This is a genomic window from Mesorhizobium sp. M4B.F.Ca.ET.058.02.1.1 (assembly GCF_003952505.1).
Taxonomy (GTDB): domain Bacteria; phylum Pseudomonadota; class Alphaproteobacteria; order Rhizobiales; family Rhizobiaceae; genus Mesorhizobium.
The window spans coordinates 3365024-3384130 of sequence record NZ_CP034450.1; the positions used below are offsets into that span (position 1 = coordinate 3365024).

Annotated in this window: 15 protein-coding genes; 4 read left to right on the plus strand and 11 right to left on the minus strand. The window is 65.0% G+C overall.

Features of this window, described 5'->3' with window-relative positions; genetic code table 11:
• Positions 1-81: 81 nt before the first annotated feature.
• A complete protein-coding gene (locus EJ073_RS16530) occupies positions 82-1371 on the minus strand; it encodes an imelysin family protein (protein WP_126059250.1) in 1290 nt (429 codons plus the stop codon).
• 434 nt (positions 1372-1805) lie between these two features.
• On the opposite strand from EJ073_RS16530, the gene EJ073_RS16535 reads away from it, so the two are divergent.
• Positions 1806-3056, plus strand: a complete 1251-nt coding sequence (locus EJ073_RS16535; protein ID WP_126056687.1) for an FAD-dependent oxidoreductase — start codon at positions 1806-1808, stop codon at positions 3054-3056.
• On the opposite strand, the gene EJ073_RS16540 is transcribed toward EJ073_RS16535, so the two are convergent.
• Positions 3053-4330 carry a 4-aminobutyrate--2-oxoglutarate transaminase gene (locus tag EJ073_RS16540; RefSeq protein ID WP_126056688.1) on the minus strand — a complete coding sequence of 426 codons (1278 nt, stop codon included), beginning with the start codon at positions 4328-4330 and terminating at the stop codon, positions 3053-3055. The genes EJ073_RS16535 and EJ073_RS16540 overlap by 4 nt on opposite strands.
• 262 nt (positions 4331-4592) lie before the next feature.
• Here EJ073_RS16540 and EJ073_RS16545 point away from each other — a divergent pair, with 262 nt between their 5' ends.
• The 3 genes from EJ073_RS16545 to EJ073_RS16555 are packed head-to-tail and all read left to right on the plus strand — an operon-like array spanning position 4593 to position 9897.
• Positions 4593-5732: an efflux RND transporter periplasmic adaptor subunit gene (locus tag EJ073_RS16545; RefSeq protein ID WP_126056689.1), complete on the plus strand. Its 1140-nt coding sequence runs from the start codon at positions 4593-4595 to the stop codon at positions 5730-5732.
• On the plus strand, positions 5729-6811 hold the full coding sequence (locus EJ073_RS16550) for an efflux RND transporter periplasmic adaptor subunit (RefSeq protein WP_126056690.1): 1083 nt from the start codon (positions 5729-5731) through the stop codon (positions 6809-6811). The genes EJ073_RS16545 and EJ073_RS16550 overlap by 4 nt, the downstream gene beginning before the upstream one ends.
• Positions 6808-9897, plus strand: coding sequence for an efflux RND transporter permease subunit (locus EJ073_RS16555; RefSeq protein WP_126056691.1), 3090 nt, complete (start codon positions 6808-6810; stop codon positions 9895-9897). The genes EJ073_RS16550 and EJ073_RS16555 overlap by 4 nt, the downstream gene beginning before the upstream one ends.
• A 6-nt stretch (positions 9898-9903) precedes the next feature.
• On the opposite strand, the gene EJ073_RS16560 is transcribed toward EJ073_RS16555, so the two are convergent.
• The 9 genes from EJ073_RS16560 to EJ073_RS16605 form a co-directional block, all read right to left on the minus strand.
• Positions 9904-10650 (minus strand): ABC transporter ATP-binding protein, encoded by a 747-nt coding sequence (locus EJ073_RS16560; protein ID WP_126056692.1) that lies wholly within the window; start codon positions 10648-10650, stop codon positions 9904-9906.
• Positions 10647-11501: an ABC transporter ATP-binding protein gene (locus EJ073_RS16565; protein ID WP_126056693.1), complete on the minus strand. Its 855-nt coding sequence runs from the start codon at positions 11499-11501 to the stop codon at positions 10647-10649. The genes EJ073_RS16560 and EJ073_RS16565 overlap by 4 nt, the downstream gene beginning before the upstream one ends.
• On the minus strand, positions 11498-12418 hold the full coding sequence (gene nikC, locus EJ073_RS16570; RefSeq protein WP_126056694.1) for a nickel transporter permease: 921 nt from the start codon (positions 12416-12418) through the stop codon (positions 11498-11500). Before nikC ends, EJ073_RS16565 begins: the two co-directional genes overlap by 4 nt.
• Positions 12415-13482 (minus strand): ABC transporter permease, encoded by a 1068-nt coding sequence (locus tag EJ073_RS16575; RefSeq protein ID WP_126056695.1) that lies wholly within the window; start codon positions 13480-13482, stop codon positions 12415-12417. The genes nikC and EJ073_RS16575 overlap by 4 nt, the downstream gene beginning before the upstream one ends.
• A gap of 18 nt (positions 13483-13500) precedes the next feature.
• Entirely contained in the window at positions 13501-15138 is a 1638-nt protein-coding gene (locus tag EJ073_RS16580) for an ABC transporter substrate-binding protein (protein WP_126056696.1), read from the minus strand.
• Positions 15139-15397: 259 nt separating this feature from the next.
• Positions 15398-16675, minus strand: a complete 1278-nt coding sequence (locus EJ073_RS16585) for a lytic murein transglycosylase (RefSeq protein ID WP_126056697.1) — start codon at positions 16673-16675, stop codon at positions 15398-15400.
• A gap of 176 nt (positions 16676-16851) precedes the next feature.
• Positions 16852-17457, minus strand: a complete 606-nt coding sequence (gene recR, locus EJ073_RS16595; RefSeq protein WP_126056698.1) for a recombination mediator RecR — start codon at positions 17455-17457, stop codon at positions 16852-16854.
• A 95-nt stretch (positions 17458-17552) separates the two neighbouring features.
• Complete coding sequence (locus tag EJ073_RS16600) at positions 17553-18554, minus strand: cell wall hydrolase (protein WP_126056699.1); 1002 nt, start codon at positions 18552-18554, stop codon at positions 17553-17555.
• Between the two features lie 217 nt (positions 18555-18771).
• A complete protein-coding gene (locus EJ073_RS16605) occupies positions 18772-19095 on the minus strand; it encodes a YbaB/EbfC family nucleoid-associated protein (RefSeq protein ID WP_126056700.1) in 324 nt (107 codons plus the stop codon).
• Positions 19096-19107 lie beyond the last annotated feature (12 nt).

Genomic DNA, 19107 nt, shown 5'->3' on the forward strand with positions numbered 1-19107 from the left:
CGGCGCCGTTTGGCTTGTTTCTCATTCGAGCACGATCTTGTCCAAAAATCGGCTTCCACTTTTTGGGAGTATGCTCGCGCCTTACTTGAATACCTTGTCCGGCGCGTCGAGGCTGTCGGAGCCTTCGAAGGCGATGCTGTTGAGCTTCAGCGAGCCGACGGCGCGCTCGATCGACTTGGTCTGGTCGATCAGCGCATCGATCGCCGCCTGCACGGTGGCGTTGCCTTCGGTGTTGCCCTCGGCGATCTGCTGGTCATAGGCCTCGCCGGCCAGCGCGCGCGCCTTGATCGCTTCCATCTTGGCGACGGAGGCATCGAGCTTATCAGACAGCTCCTTGTCGATCGCCGGGTCGGCGACCTTGACCATGTCCGATACCGAAGGTCCGGAAACGACCGTGCCGTCGAGGCGCGTGTAGCTGGCGTGGTAGGCGGCGCGGATGCCGACGGCGTCATAGAGGTGCGAGTTGTAGGTGTTGTCCGAAAAGCAGTCGTGCTCCTCTTCCGGATCATGCAGCAGCAGGCCGAGCTTCATGCGCTCGCCGGCGAGTTCGCCATAGGACAGGGAACCCATGCCGGTGAAGATGGTCGAAATGCCGGCGTTGGCGTCGCCATCGACCAAGTTCTTGCGGGCGGCGCCGTCTTCCTTCCAGTTGTTGACCATCTCCCGCAGGTCGGAAACCAAAAGGTCGCTCGCCGACTTCAGATATTCGGCGCGGCGGTCGCAATTGCCGCCGGTGCAGTTGGCGAGGTCATAGTCCGTGTAGGGCCGCTCGCCGGCGCCGGGACCGGTGCCGTGCAGGTCCTGGCCCCAGAGCAGGAACTCGATGGCGTGATAGCCGGTCGCGACATTGGCCTCGACGCCGCCGGCCTCCTGCAGCGTGCCGGAAAGGAATTCTGGCGACAGCTTCGAGGCGTCGACCTTCTTGCCGTTGATCTCGATCTCCTTGTTGGCGATCACATTGGCGGTGTAGAGCGAATTGGTGTCGGACTCACTGCCGTAGCTCTTGGCGACATAGTCGATCAGGCCTTCGTCCAGCGGCCAGGAATTCACCTTGCCTTCCCAGTCGTCGACGATCTTGTTGCCGAAGCGGTAGACCTCGGTCTGCTGGTAGGGAACGCGCGATGCCTTCCAGGCTTCCCGAGCGGCGTTCAGCGTGTCCGCCGAGGGCTTGGCGAGCAGCGCGTCGACGGCCTTGTCGAGGGCCTGCGCCGTGGTTAGCGAATCCTCGTATTTGGCGAGTGCGATGTCGGCATAGGTCTTGATGACCGCCTTGGCGTCGGTTTCGGCCTTGGCCGGCAGCACAAACACCGCCGCCGTCAGCGCGGCAGTCGCGCAGATCGCAGCGAGCCTGCCGCCATTACGTGCTGTCATCATCGTTCTCCAGTTCCTTGGGAATTCGCTAAAAGGCGCGCGTGCCAGACCGTGACGAGGCATGGGTATGCCGCCGGGCACAACATAGACCGCGCCGTCGCGCGGTTCGTGGAAGACAGACACCGAAATGCCTCCAATCGAAAGGGTTCAAGGCCCAGACATCAAAGGATGCGCTTGCCGCGCGAGCCTCCATAAAGCGGCGAAGGGGTTGGAAGTCAACAGGTCCACCCAAGAAAATTCAATTGAAACAACTGTTTAGAATAATTCTAAACTACAACTATCAACTTTAAGCCTTTGCCGATGCGACGTAATCATGGAATGCGGCGATTGACAGGCGACCATTCCGGGTGCGACCCGGACCGGGGCTCTTGCGACGGCGGCAGACAATCGCCACGTGGCGGAAGATCCTAGATTTGGGCGCAAAAAGGGCTGCGATGAAGAACGGGGTGGTCATTGTCGGTGCGGGTCACGCTGGCGTGCAGGCGGCGGCGAGCCTGCGCGAGGAGGGTTACAACGGCCCGGTCATCCTGATTGGCGACGAGAGCGAACTGCCCTACCACAAGCCGCCGCTTTCGAAGACCTTCATCAAGGACCCGGACGCAAAGCCGCAGCCCCTGCGCGGCGAAGCCTTCTATTCAGGCAGCGCCATCGACTACCGGCCGGGCGTCCGCATCGAGGCCATCGAAGCCGGCGCCCACAGGCTGAGGGTATCGGGCGGCGGATCGCTCGCCTTCGATCACCTTGTCCTGGCGACCGGCGCCCGGCCGCGCCTGCTCAAGCTGCAGGGCTCGGAGCTCTCCGGCGTGGTGTCGCTGCGATCGCTCGCCGATGCGCGGCTGATCCGCGAGCTCAGCGCCCAATGCGAGGATGTCGTCATCCTCGGCGGCGGCTTCATCGGGCTCGAGATCGCCGCGACGCTGCGCGCGGCCGGGCGCAATGTCGCTGTGGTCGAAGCCGTCGACCGGCTGCTCGGGCGGGCGGTGGCGCCGGTCATCGCCAGCCATGTCAGGCAGCGCCTGGAAGCGATCGGCGTGCGGATCCATACCGGCACCACCGTTGTCGGCCTGGAGGGCAAAGGCGGCCGGGTCTCGGCCGCGATCACCTCCGGCGGCGAAAGGCTGCCGGCACAGATGGTCATCATCGGCATCGGCGTGGTGCCCAATGTCGAACTGGCCGAGACCGCCGGCATCACGGTCGCCAACGGCATCCGCGTCGACCAGCAGATGCGCAGCTCGGCGCCGGATATCCTCGCCATCGGCGATGCGGCGTCCTACCGGCACTGGTTCACCGGCGCCGATGTGCGGCTGGAATCGGTGCAGAACGCCACCGACCAGGCGCGGCTCGCCGCGCGCACCATCCTTGGCCATGCCGACGCCTATTCGGCAGTGCCGTGGTTCTGGTCGGATATCGGCGACATGAAGCTGCAGATGGTCGGACTGACCTCGGGCGGCGACAGCCATGTCGTGGCGGGCGACCTCACCGAGAACAAGTTCTCGATCTATCACTATGCGGGCAGCCGGCTGCTCGGCATCGAATCCGTCAACCGCCCCGGCGATCATATGCTCGGCCGCAAGATGCTCGGCGCCGGCTTCTCGCCGACGCCGCAGGCCGTTGCCGGCGGGCCCGATGCGCTGAAGGCGGCGCTGGCCGCGTTTCAGGAAGAGCCCGCCAGGGCAACCGGTTAGGCGACACGTGCCTCGCGGATCGAGCTTTCCAGAATGTCCAGTGCCTCGTTCATGACGCTGTCCTGGATGGTGATCGGCGACAGGAAGCGGATGACGTTGCCGTAGACGCCGCAGGTCAGCAGGACCAGGCCCTTGTCGAGCGCCTTGAGGCGCACGGCATTGGCGATTTCCGCCGAGGGCAGGCCCTTTTTCACATCGTTGAACTCGACCGCGTTCATGAAGCCGGGACCCCTGATGTCGACGATCTCCGGCACGTCCTCGCGGATCGACTGCAGTCGCTGTTTCAGCCTGCTGCCCAGCGCATTGGCGCGGTCGCAGAGCTTTTCCTCCTCGATGACGTCGAGCACGGCGTTGGCCGCGGCGACGCCGATCGGGCTGCCGCCATAGGTGCCGCCAAGTCCGCCAGGGCCGGGCGCATCCATGATCTCGGCGCGTCCAGTGACCGCCGACAGCGGGAAGCCACCGGCCAGGCTCTTGGCCATGGTGGTAAGGTCGGGCGCGACGTCATGATGCTCCATGGCGAACATCTTGCCGGTGCGGGCAAAGCCGGTCTGCACCTCGTCGGCGATCAGCAAAATGCCATGCTGGTCGCAGACCTTGCGCAGCGCAGTCATGAAATCGCGCGGCGCCTCATAGAAGCCGCCCTCGCCCTGCACCGGTTCGACGATGATGGCGGCGACGCGGGCGGGATCGACGTCGGCCTTGAACAGCCTGTCGAGGGCGGCGAGCGAATCGGCGACCGTTACGCCATGCAGCGCCACCGGGAACGGCGCGTGGAAGACATCGGCCGGCATGGCGCCGAAGCCGACCTTATAGGGCACCACCTTGCCGGTCAGCGCCATGCCCATGAAGGTGCGGCCGTGGAAGCCGCCGGAAAAGGCGATGACGGCCGGGCGGCCGGTGGCGTTGCGGGCAATCTTGACGGCGTTCTCCACCGCCTCTGCGCCGGTGGTGACGAAGATCGTCTTCTTGTCGAACTTGCCGGGCAGCAGGCCATTCAGACGCTCGGCCAGCCTGACATAGCTCTCATAGGGCACGACCTGATGGCAGGTGTGGGTGAAGCGATCGAGTTGCGCCTTGACCGCCTCGATCACCTTGGGATGGCGGTGGCCGGTGTTGACGACGGCGATGCCGGACGCGAAGTCGATGTAGCGGCGGCCCTCGACATCCCAGATTTCCGAGTTCTCGGCGCGATCGGCATAGATCTGCGTGGTCATGCCGACGCCGCGCGAGATCGACTGGTTCTTGCGTTCGGAAATGGCTGAATTCTTCATCTCGTCCCTCATCGGGCCATCCCTCATCGAGATAGGGGCCCGTTCTCGTTTGATGCCGTTGAAATCCGTTCTGGCCCCATTTCAGCTTTTCCTCAAGCCCACACCAGTGCCGGTCGATTGGGCCTGCCGTCACGCGGTTCCCCTAATTTGACCAGTCCGCCCATACGCGTACGACAGAGGTTTCCTTTTTGGGGGGATCGATTATCCTCGCGATTGTCCGCGGCATCCGTCGCAGGGAGCGGCCCGCGCGGTTGAGGGAACCATGAGCAGGAACGCGACACCTTCCGCCCCGACGCTTCCGGTCAACGCCTTCAATCTGTTGTCTTTTCCTGGCTCCACGATGCTCGTCTGCGCCTTGGCGGGACTGGCGCTCGCCGGGTGCCAGAAACAAGAGGCGGCGGCAAAGAAGTTGCCGATCATGGTGCGCGCCGAAACGGTCAGGATCGCCGACTACGCGCCACGGACCTCGCTGACCGGCGTGATCGCCGCGCGCACGCTGAACAACCTATCTTTCCGGGTCGGCGGCCGGATCGCCGAGCGGCTCGTCGATGTCGGCCAGCATGTCGACAAGGACGCGGTGCTGGCCCGCATCGATCCGCAGGAGCAGGAATCCGACCTGCGCTCGGCACAGGCCGACCTCGATGCGGCGCAGGCGCAGTTGACGCAGGCCGCCGCAGCCTTCGAGCGCCAGAAGATCTTGCTCGGCCAGGGTTTCACCACGCGACGCGACTATGACACGGCGGATCAGACGCTTAAGGTGGCGCAAGGCAGCGTCAATGCCGCGCAAAGCGCGTTCGCGAATGCCAAGGAGAACTTGTCCTTCACCGAGCTCAAGGCCGGTGCGGCGGGCTTCATCACCGCCCGCCAGGTCGAAGCCGGGCAAGTGGTGCAGGCGGCGCAGACCGTCTTCACCATCGCCGAGGACGGCGATCGCGACGCGGTGTTCAACGTCCAGGAAACGCTGGTCGCGCGGACGCCGCAAACGCCGGCGGTGACGATCACGCTCTTGTCCGACCCGCAGGTCAGGGCGATGGGCAAGGTGCGCGAGATCTCGCCGGCGGTCGATCCGGCTTCGGGATCGATCCGGGTCAAGGTCGCCATTCCCGACACGCCCGCCGCCATGCCGCTGGGCGCGGCCGTGATCGGCTCGGCCAGCGCCAAGCCGATCAAGGCGATCCTGCTGCCCTGGCAGGCGCTGACCTCGACTGACGGCAAGCCGGCGGTCTGGGTGGTAGACCCATCGAGCAAGGCGGCTGCGACGACACCGGTCGAGGTGCTGGCCTATGATTCCGGCGTGGTCGTCATCAGCAGAGGGCTGGAGGCCGGCCAGAGCGTCGTCACCAATGGCGGCCAGTTGCTCAGCCCCGGACAGGCGATCGAGATCGCGGGAGCAGGCCAATGAAAAGGCTGCCGCGCATGCTTGTGCCCGCCCTGCTGTTGCTTGCGCCGCTTGCCGGCTGTTCGCAATCGGAAGACAAGCCGCCGGAGATCATCCGGCCGGTGCTGTCGGTGGTGATCGAGCCGCGCACCATCCAGACCTTCGGCTTCGCCGGCTCGATCGAGCCGCAAGTCAGCGCCGACCTCTCCTTCCGCCTGCTCGGCCGTGTCGTCGCCCGCGACGTCAAGGTCGGCGACATCGTCACCAAGGGCACGACGATCGCAGCCCTCGACCCGACGGCGCTGGAGCTTGCGGTGCAGGCGGCCAAGGCCGAGCTTTCCAACGCCGAGGCGCAGTTCGCCAACGCCGCCGCCAGCGAGGAGCGCCAGCGCCAGCTGCTGGCCGCCGCCAACACCACCCAGGCCGTCTTCGATGCCGCGCAGCAGGCGCGCAAAGCGGCCGAGGCCGGCGTCGAGCGGGCCAAGGCCTCGCTTGCCAAATCGCAGGAGCAGCTCGGCTATGCGCGCCTGTTCTCGGATTTCGACGGCGTCGTTACCGCCGTCGGCGCCGAGGTCGGCCAGACCGTGTCGCCCGGCCAGACGGTGGTCACCGTGGCGCGCTCGGACCTGCGCGAGGCGGTGGTAGACATCCCCGACCGGCTCACCGGCGATCTCGCCGCCGGCACGCCGTTCCAGGTCATCCTGCAATCGCTGCCGACCATCCAGACCGAGGCCAAGCTGCGCGAGATGGCGCCGCAGGCCGAGGGCTCGACCCGCACCCGCCGTGTCCGGCTGACGCTCACCGACCCGCCGATAGCGTTCCGGCTCGGCTCGACGGTGACGGCGACGCGCATGACCAAGGTCACGCCGACGATCGAACTGCCGCTATCGGCGCTGCTCGAGAAGGACGGGGCCGCCAAGGTCTGGATCGTCGACCCGAAGACGTCGAGCGTCAGCGCGCACGAGGTGAAGGTGGCCGCCAAAAGCGCCGCCACCTTCACCGTCACCGAAGGGCTCGAGGCTGGCATGCGCGTCGTCACCGCGGGCGTCCACAGCCTCACCGAGGGTCAGCAGGTCAAGCTACAAGAAGGGGGAGCCATATGAAGGGCTTCAACCTCTCCGACTGGGCGCTCAACCATCGCTCGCTGGTGTGGTACTTCATGCTGGTCTTCGTCGCGGCCGGCGTGTCTGCCTATCTGAACCTCGGCCGCGAGGAAGACCCCGCCTTCACCATCAAGACCATGCTGATCCAGGCCAATTGGCCGGGCGCCTCCGTCAACGAGACGGTAACGCAAGTGACGGATCGCATCGAGAAGAAGCTCGAGGAGCTCGACAGCCTCGACTACACCAAATCCGTCACCACCGCCGGCAAGACCGTCATCTTCGTCAACCTGAAGGACACCACCAAGGCGCGCGATGTCGTGCCGACGTGGATTCAGGTGCGCAACATGGTCAACGACATCTGGTCGCAGTTCCCGCAAGGCGTGGTCGGGCCGTTCTTCAACGACCGTTTCGGCGACGTTTACGGCAACATCTACGCCTTCACCGCCGACGGGCTGACGCCGCGCCAGCTGCGCGACTATGTCGAGGATGTCCGCACCAAGATCCTGACCGTGCCGAACGCCGGCAAGGTCGACCTTGTCGGCGCCCAGGACGAGGCGATCTACCTCGAATTCTCGACCCGCCAGATCGCAGCACTCGGCCTCAACCAGCAGGCGATCGTGGCCAGCCTGCAGGCGCAGAACGCGATCACGCCGTCCGGCGTCATCCAGTCCGGACCGGAGCGCATCAGCGTGCGCGTGGGCGGCCAGTTCACCTCGGAAGAGAGCCTGCGCGCCATCAACCTGCGCGTCAACGACCGCTTCTTCCGGCTGAGCGACGTGGCGACGATCAGGCGCGGCTATGTCGACCCGCCGACGTCGCTGTTCCGCTTCAACGGCCAGGATGCCATCGCGCTCGCCATCGGCATGAAGCCCAACGCCAATCTGCTGCAGTTCGGCGAGGCCTTGCACGAGGAGATGAACAAGGTGCTGGCCGACCTGCCGGTCGGCGTCGGCGTGCATCTGGTCGCCGACCAACCGGTGATCGTCGAGGAAGCGGTATCGGGCTTCACCCGCGCCCTGTTCGAGGCGGTGGCCATCGTGCTTGCCGTGTCTTTCATCAGCCTCGGCATGCGCGCCGGCTTCGTCGTGGCGCTGTCGATCCCGCTGGTACTCGCCATCACCTTCACCGTCATGGCCTATCTCGGCATCTCGCTGCAGCGCATCTCGCTGGGCGCGCTGATCATCGCGCTCGGCCTGCTGGTCGACGACGCCATGATCGCGGTCGAGATGATGGTGGCGCGGCTGGAGGTCGGCGACAACCTGCGCAAGGCGGCGACCTACGTCTACACCTCGACCGCCTTCCCGATGCTGACCGGCACGCTGGTGACGGTCGCCGGCTTCATCCCGATCGGCCTCAACAACAGCGCCGCCGGCGAATACACCTTCACGCTGTTCGTCGTCATCGCCGTGTCGCTGCTGGTGTCATGGATCGTGGCGGTGCTGTTCGCGCCACTGCTCGGCGTCACCATCCTGCCGGCGACGATGAAGGCCAAGCATCATGACCAGCCCGGACGCTTCACCTCGCTGTTCCGGCGCGTGCTGGTCCTTTCGGTGCGCCGGCACTGGCTGACCATCATCGCGACGGTGCTGCTGTTTGCCGCCTCCATCGCCGGTTTCGGCCTCGTCCAGCAGCAGTTCTTCCCGCCGTCCGACCGGCCGGAGCTGATCGTCGACTGGAACCTGCCGCAGAATTCGTCGATCACCGAGACGCGCGACCAGATGGAGCGCTTCGAAGGGCGCGCGCTGGTCGGCAATCCCGATATCGACCATTTCTCATCCTATATCGGCCAGGGCGCGGTGCGCTTCCTGCTGGCTTATGACGTGCAGCCGGCCAATCCCTATTTCGGCCAGACGGTCATCGTCACCAAGAGCATCGAGGCGCGAAACCGGGTCAAGCCGGCGCTGGAAAAGCTGCTGCGCGAGGAGTTCGTCGGCACCGATGCCTTCGTCAAGCCGCTTGAGCTCGGGCCGCCTGTCGGGCGCCCGGTGCAGTACCGTGTCGGCGGTCCCGACATCCAGACGGTGCGGGACCTGGCGCAGGAGTTCGCCGGCATCATCTCCGCCAACCCGCAGCTGGCGGCGCCCACTTTCGACTGGAACGAGCCGCAGCGTGTGCTCAGGGTCGACGTGCTGCAGGACAAGGCGCGCCAGCTCGGCATCACCTCCTCCGACATCGCCAGCGCGCTGAACAGCACGGTCGGCGGCGCCACCATCACCCAGCTGCGCGACGCCACCTATCTGATCGATGTCGTGGCGCGCTCGCGCGAGGCCGATCGCAGCTCGGTCGCAACGCTCCAGAACATGCAATTGCCAACCGGGACCGGCGATGCCATCCCGCTCGCCGCGGTCGCCAACATACGCTACGAGCTCGAGCAGCCGACGGTCTGGCGGCGCGACCGGATACCGACCATCACCGTGCGCGCCGGTCTGGTCGGCGACGTGCTGCCGGCCACTGTCGTCAACGAGCTGAAGCCGTCGGTCGACGCCTTCATCGCCAAGCTGCCGCCGGGCTATTCGGTCGAAACCGCGGGCTCGGTCGAGGAAAGCGCCAAGAGCCAGGGGCCGATCGCGGCCGTCGTGCCGTTGATGCTGTTCGTCATGGCGACCATCCTGATGGTGCAATTGCAGAGCTTCCAGCGCCTGTTCCTGGTCGTGGCGGTGGCGCCGCTCGGCCTGATCGGCGTGGTGGCTGCACTGGTGCCGAGCGGGGCGCCGCTCGGCTTCGTCGCCATCCTCGGCGTGCTGGCGCTGATCGGAATCCTGATCCGCAACTCGGTCATCCTGATCGTGCAGATCGAGGACCTAGTCGCCGAAGGCAAGGATCGCTGGGCGGCGGTCATCGAGGCGACCGAGCACCGCATGCGGCCGATCGCGCTGACGGCCGCGGCCGCCAGCCTGGCGCTGATCCCTATCGCGCGTGAGGTGTTCTGGGGGCCGATGGCCTACGCCATGATGGGCGGCATCATCGCCGGCACGGCGATCACGCTGCTCTTCCTGCCGGCGCTTTATGTGACGTGGTTCCGGATCAAGGAGCCGAAGCACGATAGCGTGCAAAGCGAAGCGCTGACCGAGGGCGGTGCGGCATAATTCGAGCTACGCCCTCACAAACCCCTCACTCGCCCTCAGCAGATTGCGCGTATAATCCTCACTCACACGGTGGCCGATCAGCTGGCTCGCCGTCAGCGTCTCAACCGCCTCGCCGTTCTGCATCACCATCAACCGCTCGCACATATGGGTGATGATGGCGAGGTCGTGGCTGACCATCAGGAAGGTCAGCTTGCGCCGTCGCCGCACCTCTTCGAGCAGGTTTAGCACCTCCGCCTGTACCGAGGCATCGAGAGCCGAGGTCGGCTCGTCGAGCAAAAGGATCGAGGGCTCAAGGATCAGCGCGCGGGCAATGGCGACGCGTTGGCGCTGGCCGCCGGAGAGCTGGTGTGCGTAGCGAAAGCGGAAGCCGTTGCCGAGACCGACCTCGTCCAGCGCGCGTTCGATGCGCTTCTCGCCATCGGCAAAACCATGGATGGCGAGCGGCTCCTGCAGCAGGCGGTCGACCGTCTGGCGCGGATGCAGAGAGCCGTAGGGGTCCTGGAAGACCATCTGCACCTCGCGGTAAAAGGCTTTTTCACGAGTCTTGCCGAGGGTCTTGCCGTTGACGGTGATGGTGCCCGAAGAGGCGGGCGCCAAGCCTGTGATCGCCCTGAGCAGCGTCGACTTGCCGGAGCCGCTCTCGCCGACCAGCCCGTAGGACTCGCCCTCCCTGACCTCGAGGCTAACGCCCTTCAGCGCGCGAAACCGGTCGAAGATCACCTCCAGCCTGTCGACGGAAAGCGCCGCGGTCATGCCGCCCACTCCGGCTTGCGGTCGAGCACCGGCAGCGGGTGACGCTCGAAGCCGATCCTCGGCATGCAGTTGAGCAGACCGCGCGTATAGGGGTGCCGGGCGTCGCGCAGCTCCGAAGCCTTGAGCTGCTCGACCACCTTGCCGGCATACATGACGATCACGCGGTCGCAGAAGGACGAGACCAGCCGCAGATCGTGCGAGATGAAGATCAGGCCCATGCCGCGCTCGGCGACCAGCTTGTCGAGGATGTTCAGCACGTCGAGCTGCACGGTGACGTCGAGCGCCGAGGTCGGCTCGTCGGCGATCATCAGCTCCGGCCCGGCAATCAGCATCATGGCGATCATGGCGCGCTGGCCCATGCCGCCCGAAACCTCATGCGGGTGGAGGTCGAAAACGCGCTTAGGATCGCGGATCTGCACCGCCTCCAGCATGGCCAGCGCCCGCTCGCGCGCCTCGGCCTTTGAGACCCTCTCATGCGTGCGCAGTGTCTCGACGATCTGGCGGCCGATGCTCATCACCGGATCGAGCGAATATTTCGGATCCTGCAGGATCATCGCGATGCGGTTTCCGCGCAGCGCCCGGCGCTGGCGCGGCGCTATGGAGAGCAGATCGATACCGTCGAAGGCGAGCTTGTTCGCCGAGACCTCGGCCTGCGGCGCGGTAACGCCCATGATGGCGCGGCCGGTCTGCGACTTGCCGGAACCGCTCTCGCCGACGATGCCCAGCCGCTCGCGGCCAAGCGAGAAGGTGACGCCGCGCACGGCCTCGACCAGGCCGGTGCGGGTCGGGAAAGTGACACGCAGATCGTCGACCTCAAGAAGCGTGCCCTTGTCGCTCTTGTTGCCGCTCATTGGTCGCCGCTCCTTGGATCGAGCGCGTCGCGCAGGCCGTCGCCGAGCAGGTTGAAGCCGAGGCTGACGATGAGGATGGCGGCACCCGGTGCCGCGGCAACCCACCACTGGTCGAGGATGAAGCGCCGGCCGGACGCGATCATCGCGCCCCATTCGGGCAGCGGCGGCTGCGCGCCGAGGCCGAGGAAGCCGAGGCCGGCGGCTGTCAGGATGATGCCGGCCATGTCGAGCGTCACGCGAATGATCAGCGAAGAGATGCAGAGCGGCATGATGTGGCGCAGCACGATGCGGAACGCCGAGGCGCCCATCAATTGCACCGCCTTGATGAAATCCGAGTTGCGCACCGTCAGCGTCTCGGCCCGCGCGATGCGGGCGTAGGGCGGCCAGGAGGTGATGGCGATCGCCAGCACCGCGTTCTCGATGCCGGGGCCGAGCGCGGCAACGAAGGCCAGCGCCAGAACCAGTTTCGGGAAGGCGAGGAAGATGTCGGTGATGCGCATCAGGATCGCGTCGGTCCAGCCGCCGGCATAGCCGGCGACCGTGCCGACCAGGAGGCCGATGGGCGCGGCGATGACGGCGACGAGGATCACGACATAGAGCGTCCAGCGCGAGCCGTAGACGATGCGGGAGTAGATATCGCGACCGAGGTCGTCGGTGCCGAACCAGTGCGCGGCGCCGGGCGGCAGCAGGCGCGCATTCTTGAGGTCGCCGACGGTCGGCGAATAGGGCGCCAGCACGTCGGCGAAGGCGGCGACCACCAGCAGGGCGATGATGATCAGCAGGCCGAGAACCGCCAGCCGGTTGGCGGAGAAGCGCCGCCACGCCACATAGGCGCGGCCGAGCCTTGCCTGCATGCGCGAGGCCGGCCGCTCGCTGAGCAGCCATTCGCGACGGCTCTGGATAGTCTCGGCGCTCATGCAGCCTTGGTCCTCGGATCGAGCACGCGGTAGAGCAGGTCGGAAAGAAGGTTGATGCCGATGAAGACCGAACCGATGATGATGGTGCCACCGAGCACGGCGTTCATGTCGGCGTTCTGCAGCGAATTGGTGATGTAGAGACCGATGCCCGGCCAGGAGAACACGGTCTCGGTCAGCACCGAGCCCTCGAGCAGGCTGGCGTAGGAGAGCGCGATCACCGTCACCATCGGCACCGCGGCATTGCGCAGCGCGTGGCCCCAGATGATGCGCGTTTCCGACAGGCCCTTGGCGCGCGCCGCGACTATGTATTCCTGCGCCATCTCGTTCAGCATGAAGGAGCGGGTCATGCGGCTAATATAGGCGAGCGAGAAGTAGCCGAGCAGCGAGGCCGGCAGGATGATGTGGCGATAGGCGTCGTAGAAGACATCCCACTGCCCCTGCATCGCCGCGTCGAGCAGATAGAAGCCGGTGATCGGCGTGAAAGTGTATTCGTAGACGACGTCGAGCCTGGCCGGAAAGGCGACCCATTGCAGCTTGGCGTAGAACAGGACCAGCCCAAGCAGTCCCAACCAGAAGATCGGTACCGAATAGCCGATCAGGCCGATGATGCGCACGATCTGGTCGACGAGGCTGCCCCGCCTGACGGCGGCCAGAACGCCGAGCGGCACGCCGATGACGGCGCCGATCAGCGTGCCCAGCGTCGCCAGTTCGATGGTCGCCGGGAAGACGCGGCGGATATCGGTCATGACCGGATTGGTGGTCAGCACCGAGGTGCCGAAATCGCCGCTCAGCGCACTCTTCACATAGATGTAGAACTGCTGGATCAGCGGCAGGTCGAGCCCCATCTCGCGGCGCGTGCGCTCGACGACATTGGCCGGCGCTCGGTCGCCCAGCACGGCCAGCACTGGATCGATCGGGATGACGCGGCCAATGAAGAAGGTCACCGCGAGCAGACCGAGATAGGTGGTCACCGCGATGACCAGGAAGCGGCCGATCGACGATAAGACAGCGGCGGAGCGGGTGCTGCCGCGCCCGGCCGCCGCCTGATTTTCAACGATGCTCACGCGGTGCGTCCGCCGGAACTATTCCTTGGAGACCGCCCCGACAAAGTTGGTGTCGAAGCTCGGGCCGAGCGCGAAGCCCTTGATGCTCTTGCGCAGACCAGCCACTTCCAGTTGCTGGTGGATGATGACGAAGGGGCTGGTGTCGACGATCTTCTTCTGCAGGTCCTTGTACATATCGGCGCGCTTGGCCGAATCCTTCTCCAGCAGCGCCGCTTCGGTCTCCTTGGTCAGATCCGGAATATCCCAGGCGTTGCGCCAGGCGAGGGTCTTGATCTTGGCGGAGTCGGAATTGTCCGGGTTCGAGGCGAAGGTCTGGGCGTTGGAGTTCGGATCGAAATAGTCCTGGCCCCAATTGCCGATATAGATGTCGTGGTTGCGGGCGCGATACTTGGTCAGCGTCTGCTTGCCGTCGCCCGGAATGATCTCAAGCTTGATGCCAACCTGACCCAGCGTCTGCTGGATCGACTCGGCCATGCCTGTCTCCGGCTGTTTGCTGCGCACGTCCATGGTCACGCTGAAGCCGTCCGCCAGGCCGGCCTTGGCCAGGAGTTCCTTGGCCTTGGCGACATCGAGCTTGAAGGGATTTTCATCGACCGCGCCAAGGTCGCCCTTGGGCAGGAAGGACTGGTGGATCTCGCCGATGCCCTTCAGGATGGTCGAGCTCAGGGCGTCGTAGTCGACCAGGTATTTGAACGCCTGGCGAACCTCCGGCTTGGCGAGGTTCGGATTCTTCTGGTTGAGGCTGATGTAATAGACCGTGCCCTTCGGCGCGCTTGTGGTGGTGAGGTCGGCGTTCTTGGCGACGGCATCCAGGTCGTTGGGCTCGAGGTTGCGGGCGACGTCGATATCGCCGGCCTCCAGCGCCAGGCGCTGCGCCGAGCTTTCCTTCATGAAGCGGTAGATGACGCGGGCGAGCTTGGCCTTCTCGCCATTGTAGTTGTCGTTGCGCTCCAAAACGACGGCCTCGTTGGCGCGCCATTCACGCAGCTTGAACTGGCCAGAGCCGGCGTAGCCGGTCTTCAGCCAGGCATTGCCGAAATCATTGTCCCATTTGTAGTCGGCGCTGGGGGTGACGGCGGCGACATGTTCCTTGACCAGCTTGCTGTCGACGACCGAGGCAACCGTGGCCGACAGGCAGTTGAGAACGAAGCTCGGCGCATAGGCCTTGTCGACGACGAACTGGAAAGTGGTGTCGTCGACCGCCTTGGCCTTTTCGGCGACATTGTCGCCGCTGATGCCGAACTGGCTGATGATAAAGGCGGGGCTCTTGTCCAGCTTGATGGCGCGCTCGAAGGAATAGGCGACGTCGGCGGCGGTGATCGGATTGCCCGAGGCGAATTTCATGCCGGGCTTGAGCTTGAAGGTGTAGGTCAGGCCGTCGTCGGAAACGGCCCAGCTCTCGGCGAGATCGCCCTTGACCTTGGAAGTGTCGCTGAGGTCGAGGCGGACCAAGAGATCATAGGTGTTGCCGGTGACCTCGGCGGTCGACAGCTCGAACGCCTCGCCCGGGTCCATGGTGATGATGTCGTCGAACGCGAAGCCCTCGACCAGCGTATCGGCCGGCGTGACGGCAAAGGCAGGCGCGACCAGCAGCGCGGACAGCGCCGCGCCCGCAAGCAAGGCACGAGAGCGAAGAGCAAACTTTTCCAGCATCATGGTGATCGTTCCCTGTTTTGTTGTTTGTTGACCTGAGTTCCCGGCTCAGGATTGCAGAAATTCCATCGGGTCGCGCGCGTGTCCCCGGCCACTTACCGTCATGGTTTTTGTCCAATTGGTCAACACCATATCCGGCGGCCCGCAAGCCGGCAACGCGCATTTGCAAGACAACGTATTGGACCAGAACGAGCCACGGCGTGTCGACCCATGCGCCGGCTAATCGATGCAGCCAATCGGGAAAATTCTGCTAAATTCGAGGTTACTTCAGCACCGCAACCAGGCCAACATCGGGGAAGCAGGTCGCGGCCCTGCCATTCTTCGCCTGCCAGGCGCCGATCGAGCGGCGGGTCTTGAAACCGGGCAGCCCGTCGGCACTGCCTACGTCGTAGCCCTTGGCCTCCAGCGCCCGCTGCAGGGCGGCAATATCGGAGCGGTGCAGATCGCCGACCGGCCCCCAGCTTGCGGTAAAGGTGGCGTCGCCCTTCGCGATGCGATCGGCGGCATGGCCGATGAACAGCGCGTAGAGGTCGCTGGTGTTGTACTGCTTCAGCACATAGAAGTTCGGCGTGACGATGAAGGCCGGTCCGCTGCGGCCGGCCGGCATCAAGAGGAAGCCCTCGGCTTTCAGCTCACTCGCCTGGAACGCCTTGTTGTCGGCTCGCCTGATACCCATCGCCACCCAGTCGGCAATCCTCTTGCCCTGATCGGGGCCTTCGAGCGAGCAGGAAACATTGGCCGGCGCGATCACCTCGGCTCCCCAGCCGCGGCCCCTGACCCAGCCATAATGGACGAGATAGTTGGCGATCGAGGCGAGCACATCCGGCGTCGAATTCCAGATGTCGGGCCGGCCGTCGCCGTCGAAATCGACTGCATGCTTGAGGAAGGATGTCGGCATGAATTGCGGCTGGCCGAGCGCGCCGGCCCAGGATGATTTCATCGCATTGACCGGTGCCAGCCCGCGCTCGACGATCTCCAATGCTGCCAGCACCTCGGTGCGGAAGAAGTCCTTTTTCGTCGACATGAAGGCCTTGGTGCCCAGCACCTCGAAGGCGTCGTAAGGCATCTTGGCCGCGCCGAAGCCGGTCTCCCGGCCCCAGATCGCCAGAAGCACCTCGCCCGGTACGCCATAGCGCTTCTCGATCAGCCCCAGCACCCTCGCATTGGCGCCTTCGCGCGTTCGCCCCCCGGCGGTGACGGCGCGAACGGTCTTCTCGGCGAAATAGGCGCCGGGCGGCCCGAACTCGGCCTGGTGCTGCTTCTCGGGCGTCGTCGGCGTCTCGCCGGGCATAACGAGGTCCGGCAGCTTGAGGTTCGGCTTCACGCCGATGAAGGCCTCGTCGAAGGTCTTCCTGGAGATTCCCTTGGCCTTGGCTTGTGGCCAAAGGTCGCTCTGCAGCCAGGTGCGGAACTGGTCGTCGATGGGGGCTGCGGCGGTGGGGAAGGAGAGGAGGAAAATGAACAGAGCCGCGAAGAGGGAAAGCGCAGCCAGTTTTGAATGCTTGCGTTCTGTCGCGCCCCCCTCTGTCCTGCCGGACATCTCCCCCACAAGGGGGGAGATTGGCCGTCGCCTTGGCTTTCGCCAATCGCCAACGCTGAAGGAAGAACGCCGCGAGCGAAGCTGCCAATCTCCCCCTTGTGGGGGAGATGTCCGGCAGGACAGAGGGGGGCGCGAAGGAATACTGTCATTTCCAGGCTACCTCCTCGTTGAAGCCCTCAAAACGCCGTCCTCGATCGCAGCGCAGCGGCTAGCGTGCCTTCGTCGAGATAGTCGAGTTCGCCGCCGACCGGAACGCCATGCGCCAGCCTTGTCACCTTGACCTCGAAGCCGGAGAGCTGGTCGGTGAGGTAGTGCGCCGTGGTCTGGCCTTCGACAGTGGCGTTGACGGCGAGGATCACTTCCTTGACCTCGCCGCCGGCGACGCGGTCGACCAGCGAGCGGATGTTGAGCTGCTCGGGGCCGATGCCGTCGAGCGGCGACAGCGTGCCGCCGAGCACGTGGTAGCGCACATTCATCGCCGCCGCCCGCTCCAGCGCCCAAAGATCGGAGACGTCCTCGACGACGATGAGCGTGCCGGCGTCGCGGCGCGAGTCGGTGCAGATCATGCACGGGTCGGAGGTGTCGACATTGCCGCAGGTCGAGCAGATGCGCACCTTGTCGACCGCCTCGCCCATGGCGGCGGCGAGCGGCTGCAGCAGCTGCTCCTTCTTCTTGATGAGATGAAGCGCGGCGCGCCTGGCCGAACGGGGGCCCAGCCCCGGCACCTTGGCCAGGAGCTGGATCAGGCGTTCGATCTCTGGACCGGCGATTCGCTTGGACATCGCACTGATCTAGGATTTTTCAGAGCGGTTTGGAACATCCACCCGGAGGAATGGTCCGCCATGCTGACAGGGCGGACCATCAATTGCAGGTCAGCTCAGTAGGCTTCCAGCGGCCGGCTCTGGCTTACGATCATCGCGCCGATGGCGTCGGTGTTCTCAGGCGTCGACTGGAAACCCATCGCCGCTTCCTGCGGCGCGCTCGGCACCGAGGTGATGTAGCGGCTGTTCAAGGTGCCGCCGAAACGCGAGGCATCCGGCTCCGCCATCGGCTCCTGCATCGCCACCACAACCGGCTTCGCCGCGACACGACCGGCCTTCGACGCAGGCGCAACGGCGGCGGTCATGTAGGTTTGCTCAGCAGCAACGGTACCGGTTTTTGCCGTCCTGGCCGCGGATGCGGGCTCCACGGCAGCGGTCATCGAGGCCTGCTTGGCCGGGTCCGGATGGACGATCGTCTTGACCACCGGCTCCGCGGACGCCACGAGCACCGGGGCGGTAGCAGGCGCCGCCTGGCGCGGCGTGGCCGAGGCTACGGCGACCATCGGCTCGTCCGGCAGCGGCTGCCAGTTGCGGCCGCGCTTCTCGTAGAAGGCATTGCCGCCGGCGACCATCGTGTAGTGCATGTTCTTGTAGGGGAAGCGCAGGCCCGCGGTGTGGAAGAACATGGTGTTCTTGAGCTTGGCCTTGCGCTCGCCCTTGAGCACGGCGTCGGCGGCCTCCTCGACGTCGGGCATCGCCTTCGAATTCATCGGCCGGGTCATCACGCCGGGCGCGAACTGGCCTTTCTCGCCGACGACCTCGCAAATCGTGCTGCCGTGCTGGCCCGAGCGCAAACGGTTCATGACGACGGTGCCGACGGCGATCATGCCGTCGCGGCTCGACCGGTTGGATTCGAAGAACATCGCCCGCTCGAGGCACTCCCTGTCCTTCGGCGTGGCGCCGTAAGAGCGTGAGCTCAGGAAACTCGGCGTGATGGCATCGGTCAGCTTGGCCACCGACATACCGTGCGAAGTGGTCTGGCTGCAGCCGGCCAGAAGCAAGGGGGAAGTGACAATGCCGAGCAACAGCAGCGGCGTCTTCCATCGCGTCGCGATCAACAAAAAAGCCTCATTTCCAGATGCCAGCCCGCCCCGAGATGTGGCAAGAATGAGACTCTTAAAGGCAAAAAGATGGCTAAAGGATTAGCATTCGTGCAGCATAGGTAAAACTTTATGAATGGCTGGAAATGACCTCGTGAACAAAGCCGGGGAATGTCTTAACAACCACCCCGGTGTCCGATTTCCATTCATAATCAATTAACTGGCGGCAGCCGGCTCAGAACGGCAATTTCATTCCAGGCGGGATCGGCAAGCCTGCCGTGAGCGCCTTGGTCTTTTCCTGCATGACCTGCTCGACCTTATTTTTGGCGTCATTGTGAGCGGCGAGAATTAGGTCCTCGAGAATCTCGGCCTCGTCCTCCTTGAACAGCGACGGATCGATCTTCAGCACCTTCATCTCGAACTTGCCGGTCAGTGTCACGCTGACCAGGCCGCCGCCGGCCTGACCGGTTGCTTCGAGCGTGGCGATCTCATCTTGCATGGCCTGGAACTTGGCCTGCATTTCCTTCGCTTTGCCCATAAGGCCGAGCAGATCCTTCATCCCAATGTCCTC

What these genes read in the sequence shown, in the direction of transcription:
- EJ073_RS16530 (WP_126059250.1), bottom strand. Translation starts at nt 1,371, where the DNA reads ATGACAGCACGTAATGGCGGCAGGCTCGCTGCGATCTGCGCGACTGCC.
- EJ073_RS16535 (WP_126056687.1), top strand. Translation starts at nt 1,806, where the DNA reads ATGAAGAACGGGGTGGTCATTGTCGGTGCGGGTCACGCTGGCGTGCAG.
- EJ073_RS16540 (WP_126056688.1), bottom strand. Translation starts at nt 4,330, where the DNA reads ATGAAGAATTCAGCCATTTCCGAACGCAAGAACCAGTCGATCTCGCGC.
- EJ073_RS16545 (WP_126056689.1), top strand. Translation starts at nt 4,593, where the DNA reads ATGAGCAGGAACGCGACACCTTCCGCCCCGACGCTTCCGGTCAACGCC.
- EJ073_RS16550 (WP_126056690.1), top strand. Translation starts at nt 5,729, where the DNA reads ATGAAAAGGCTGCCGCGCATGCTTGTGCCCGCCCTGCTGTTGCTTGCG.
- EJ073_RS16555 (WP_126056691.1), top strand. Translation starts at nt 6,808, where the DNA reads ATGAAGGGCTTCAACCTCTCCGACTGGGCGCTCAACCATCGCTCGCTG.
- EJ073_RS16560 (WP_126056692.1), bottom strand. Translation starts at nt 10,650, where the DNA reads ATGACCGCGGCGCTTTCCGTCGACAGGCTGGAGGTGATCTTCGACCGG.
- EJ073_RS16565 (WP_126056693.1), bottom strand. Translation starts at nt 11,501, where the DNA reads ATGAGCGGCAACAAGAGCGACAAGGGCACGCTTCTTGAGGTCGACGAT.
- nikC (WP_126056694.1), bottom strand. Translation starts at nt 12,418, where the DNA reads ATGAGCGCCGAGACTATCCAGAGCCGTCGCGAATGGCTGCTCAGCGAG.
- EJ073_RS16580 (WP_126056696.1), bottom strand. Translation starts at nt 15,138, where the DNA reads ATGATGCTGGAAAAGTTTGCTCTTCGCTCTCGTGCCTTGCTTGCGGGC.
- EJ073_RS16585 (WP_126056697.1), bottom strand. Translation starts at nt 16,675, where the DNA reads ATGTCCGGCAGGACAGAGGGGGGCGCGACAGAACGCAAGCATTCAAAA.
- recR (WP_126056698.1), bottom strand. Translation starts at nt 17,457, where the DNA reads ATGTCCAAGCGAATCGCCGGTCCAGAGATCGAACGCCTGATCCAGCTC.
- EJ073_RS16605 (WP_126056700.1), bottom strand. Translation starts at nt 19,095, where the DNA reads ATGAAGGATCTGCTCGGCCTTATGGGCAAAGCGAAGGAAATGCAGGCC.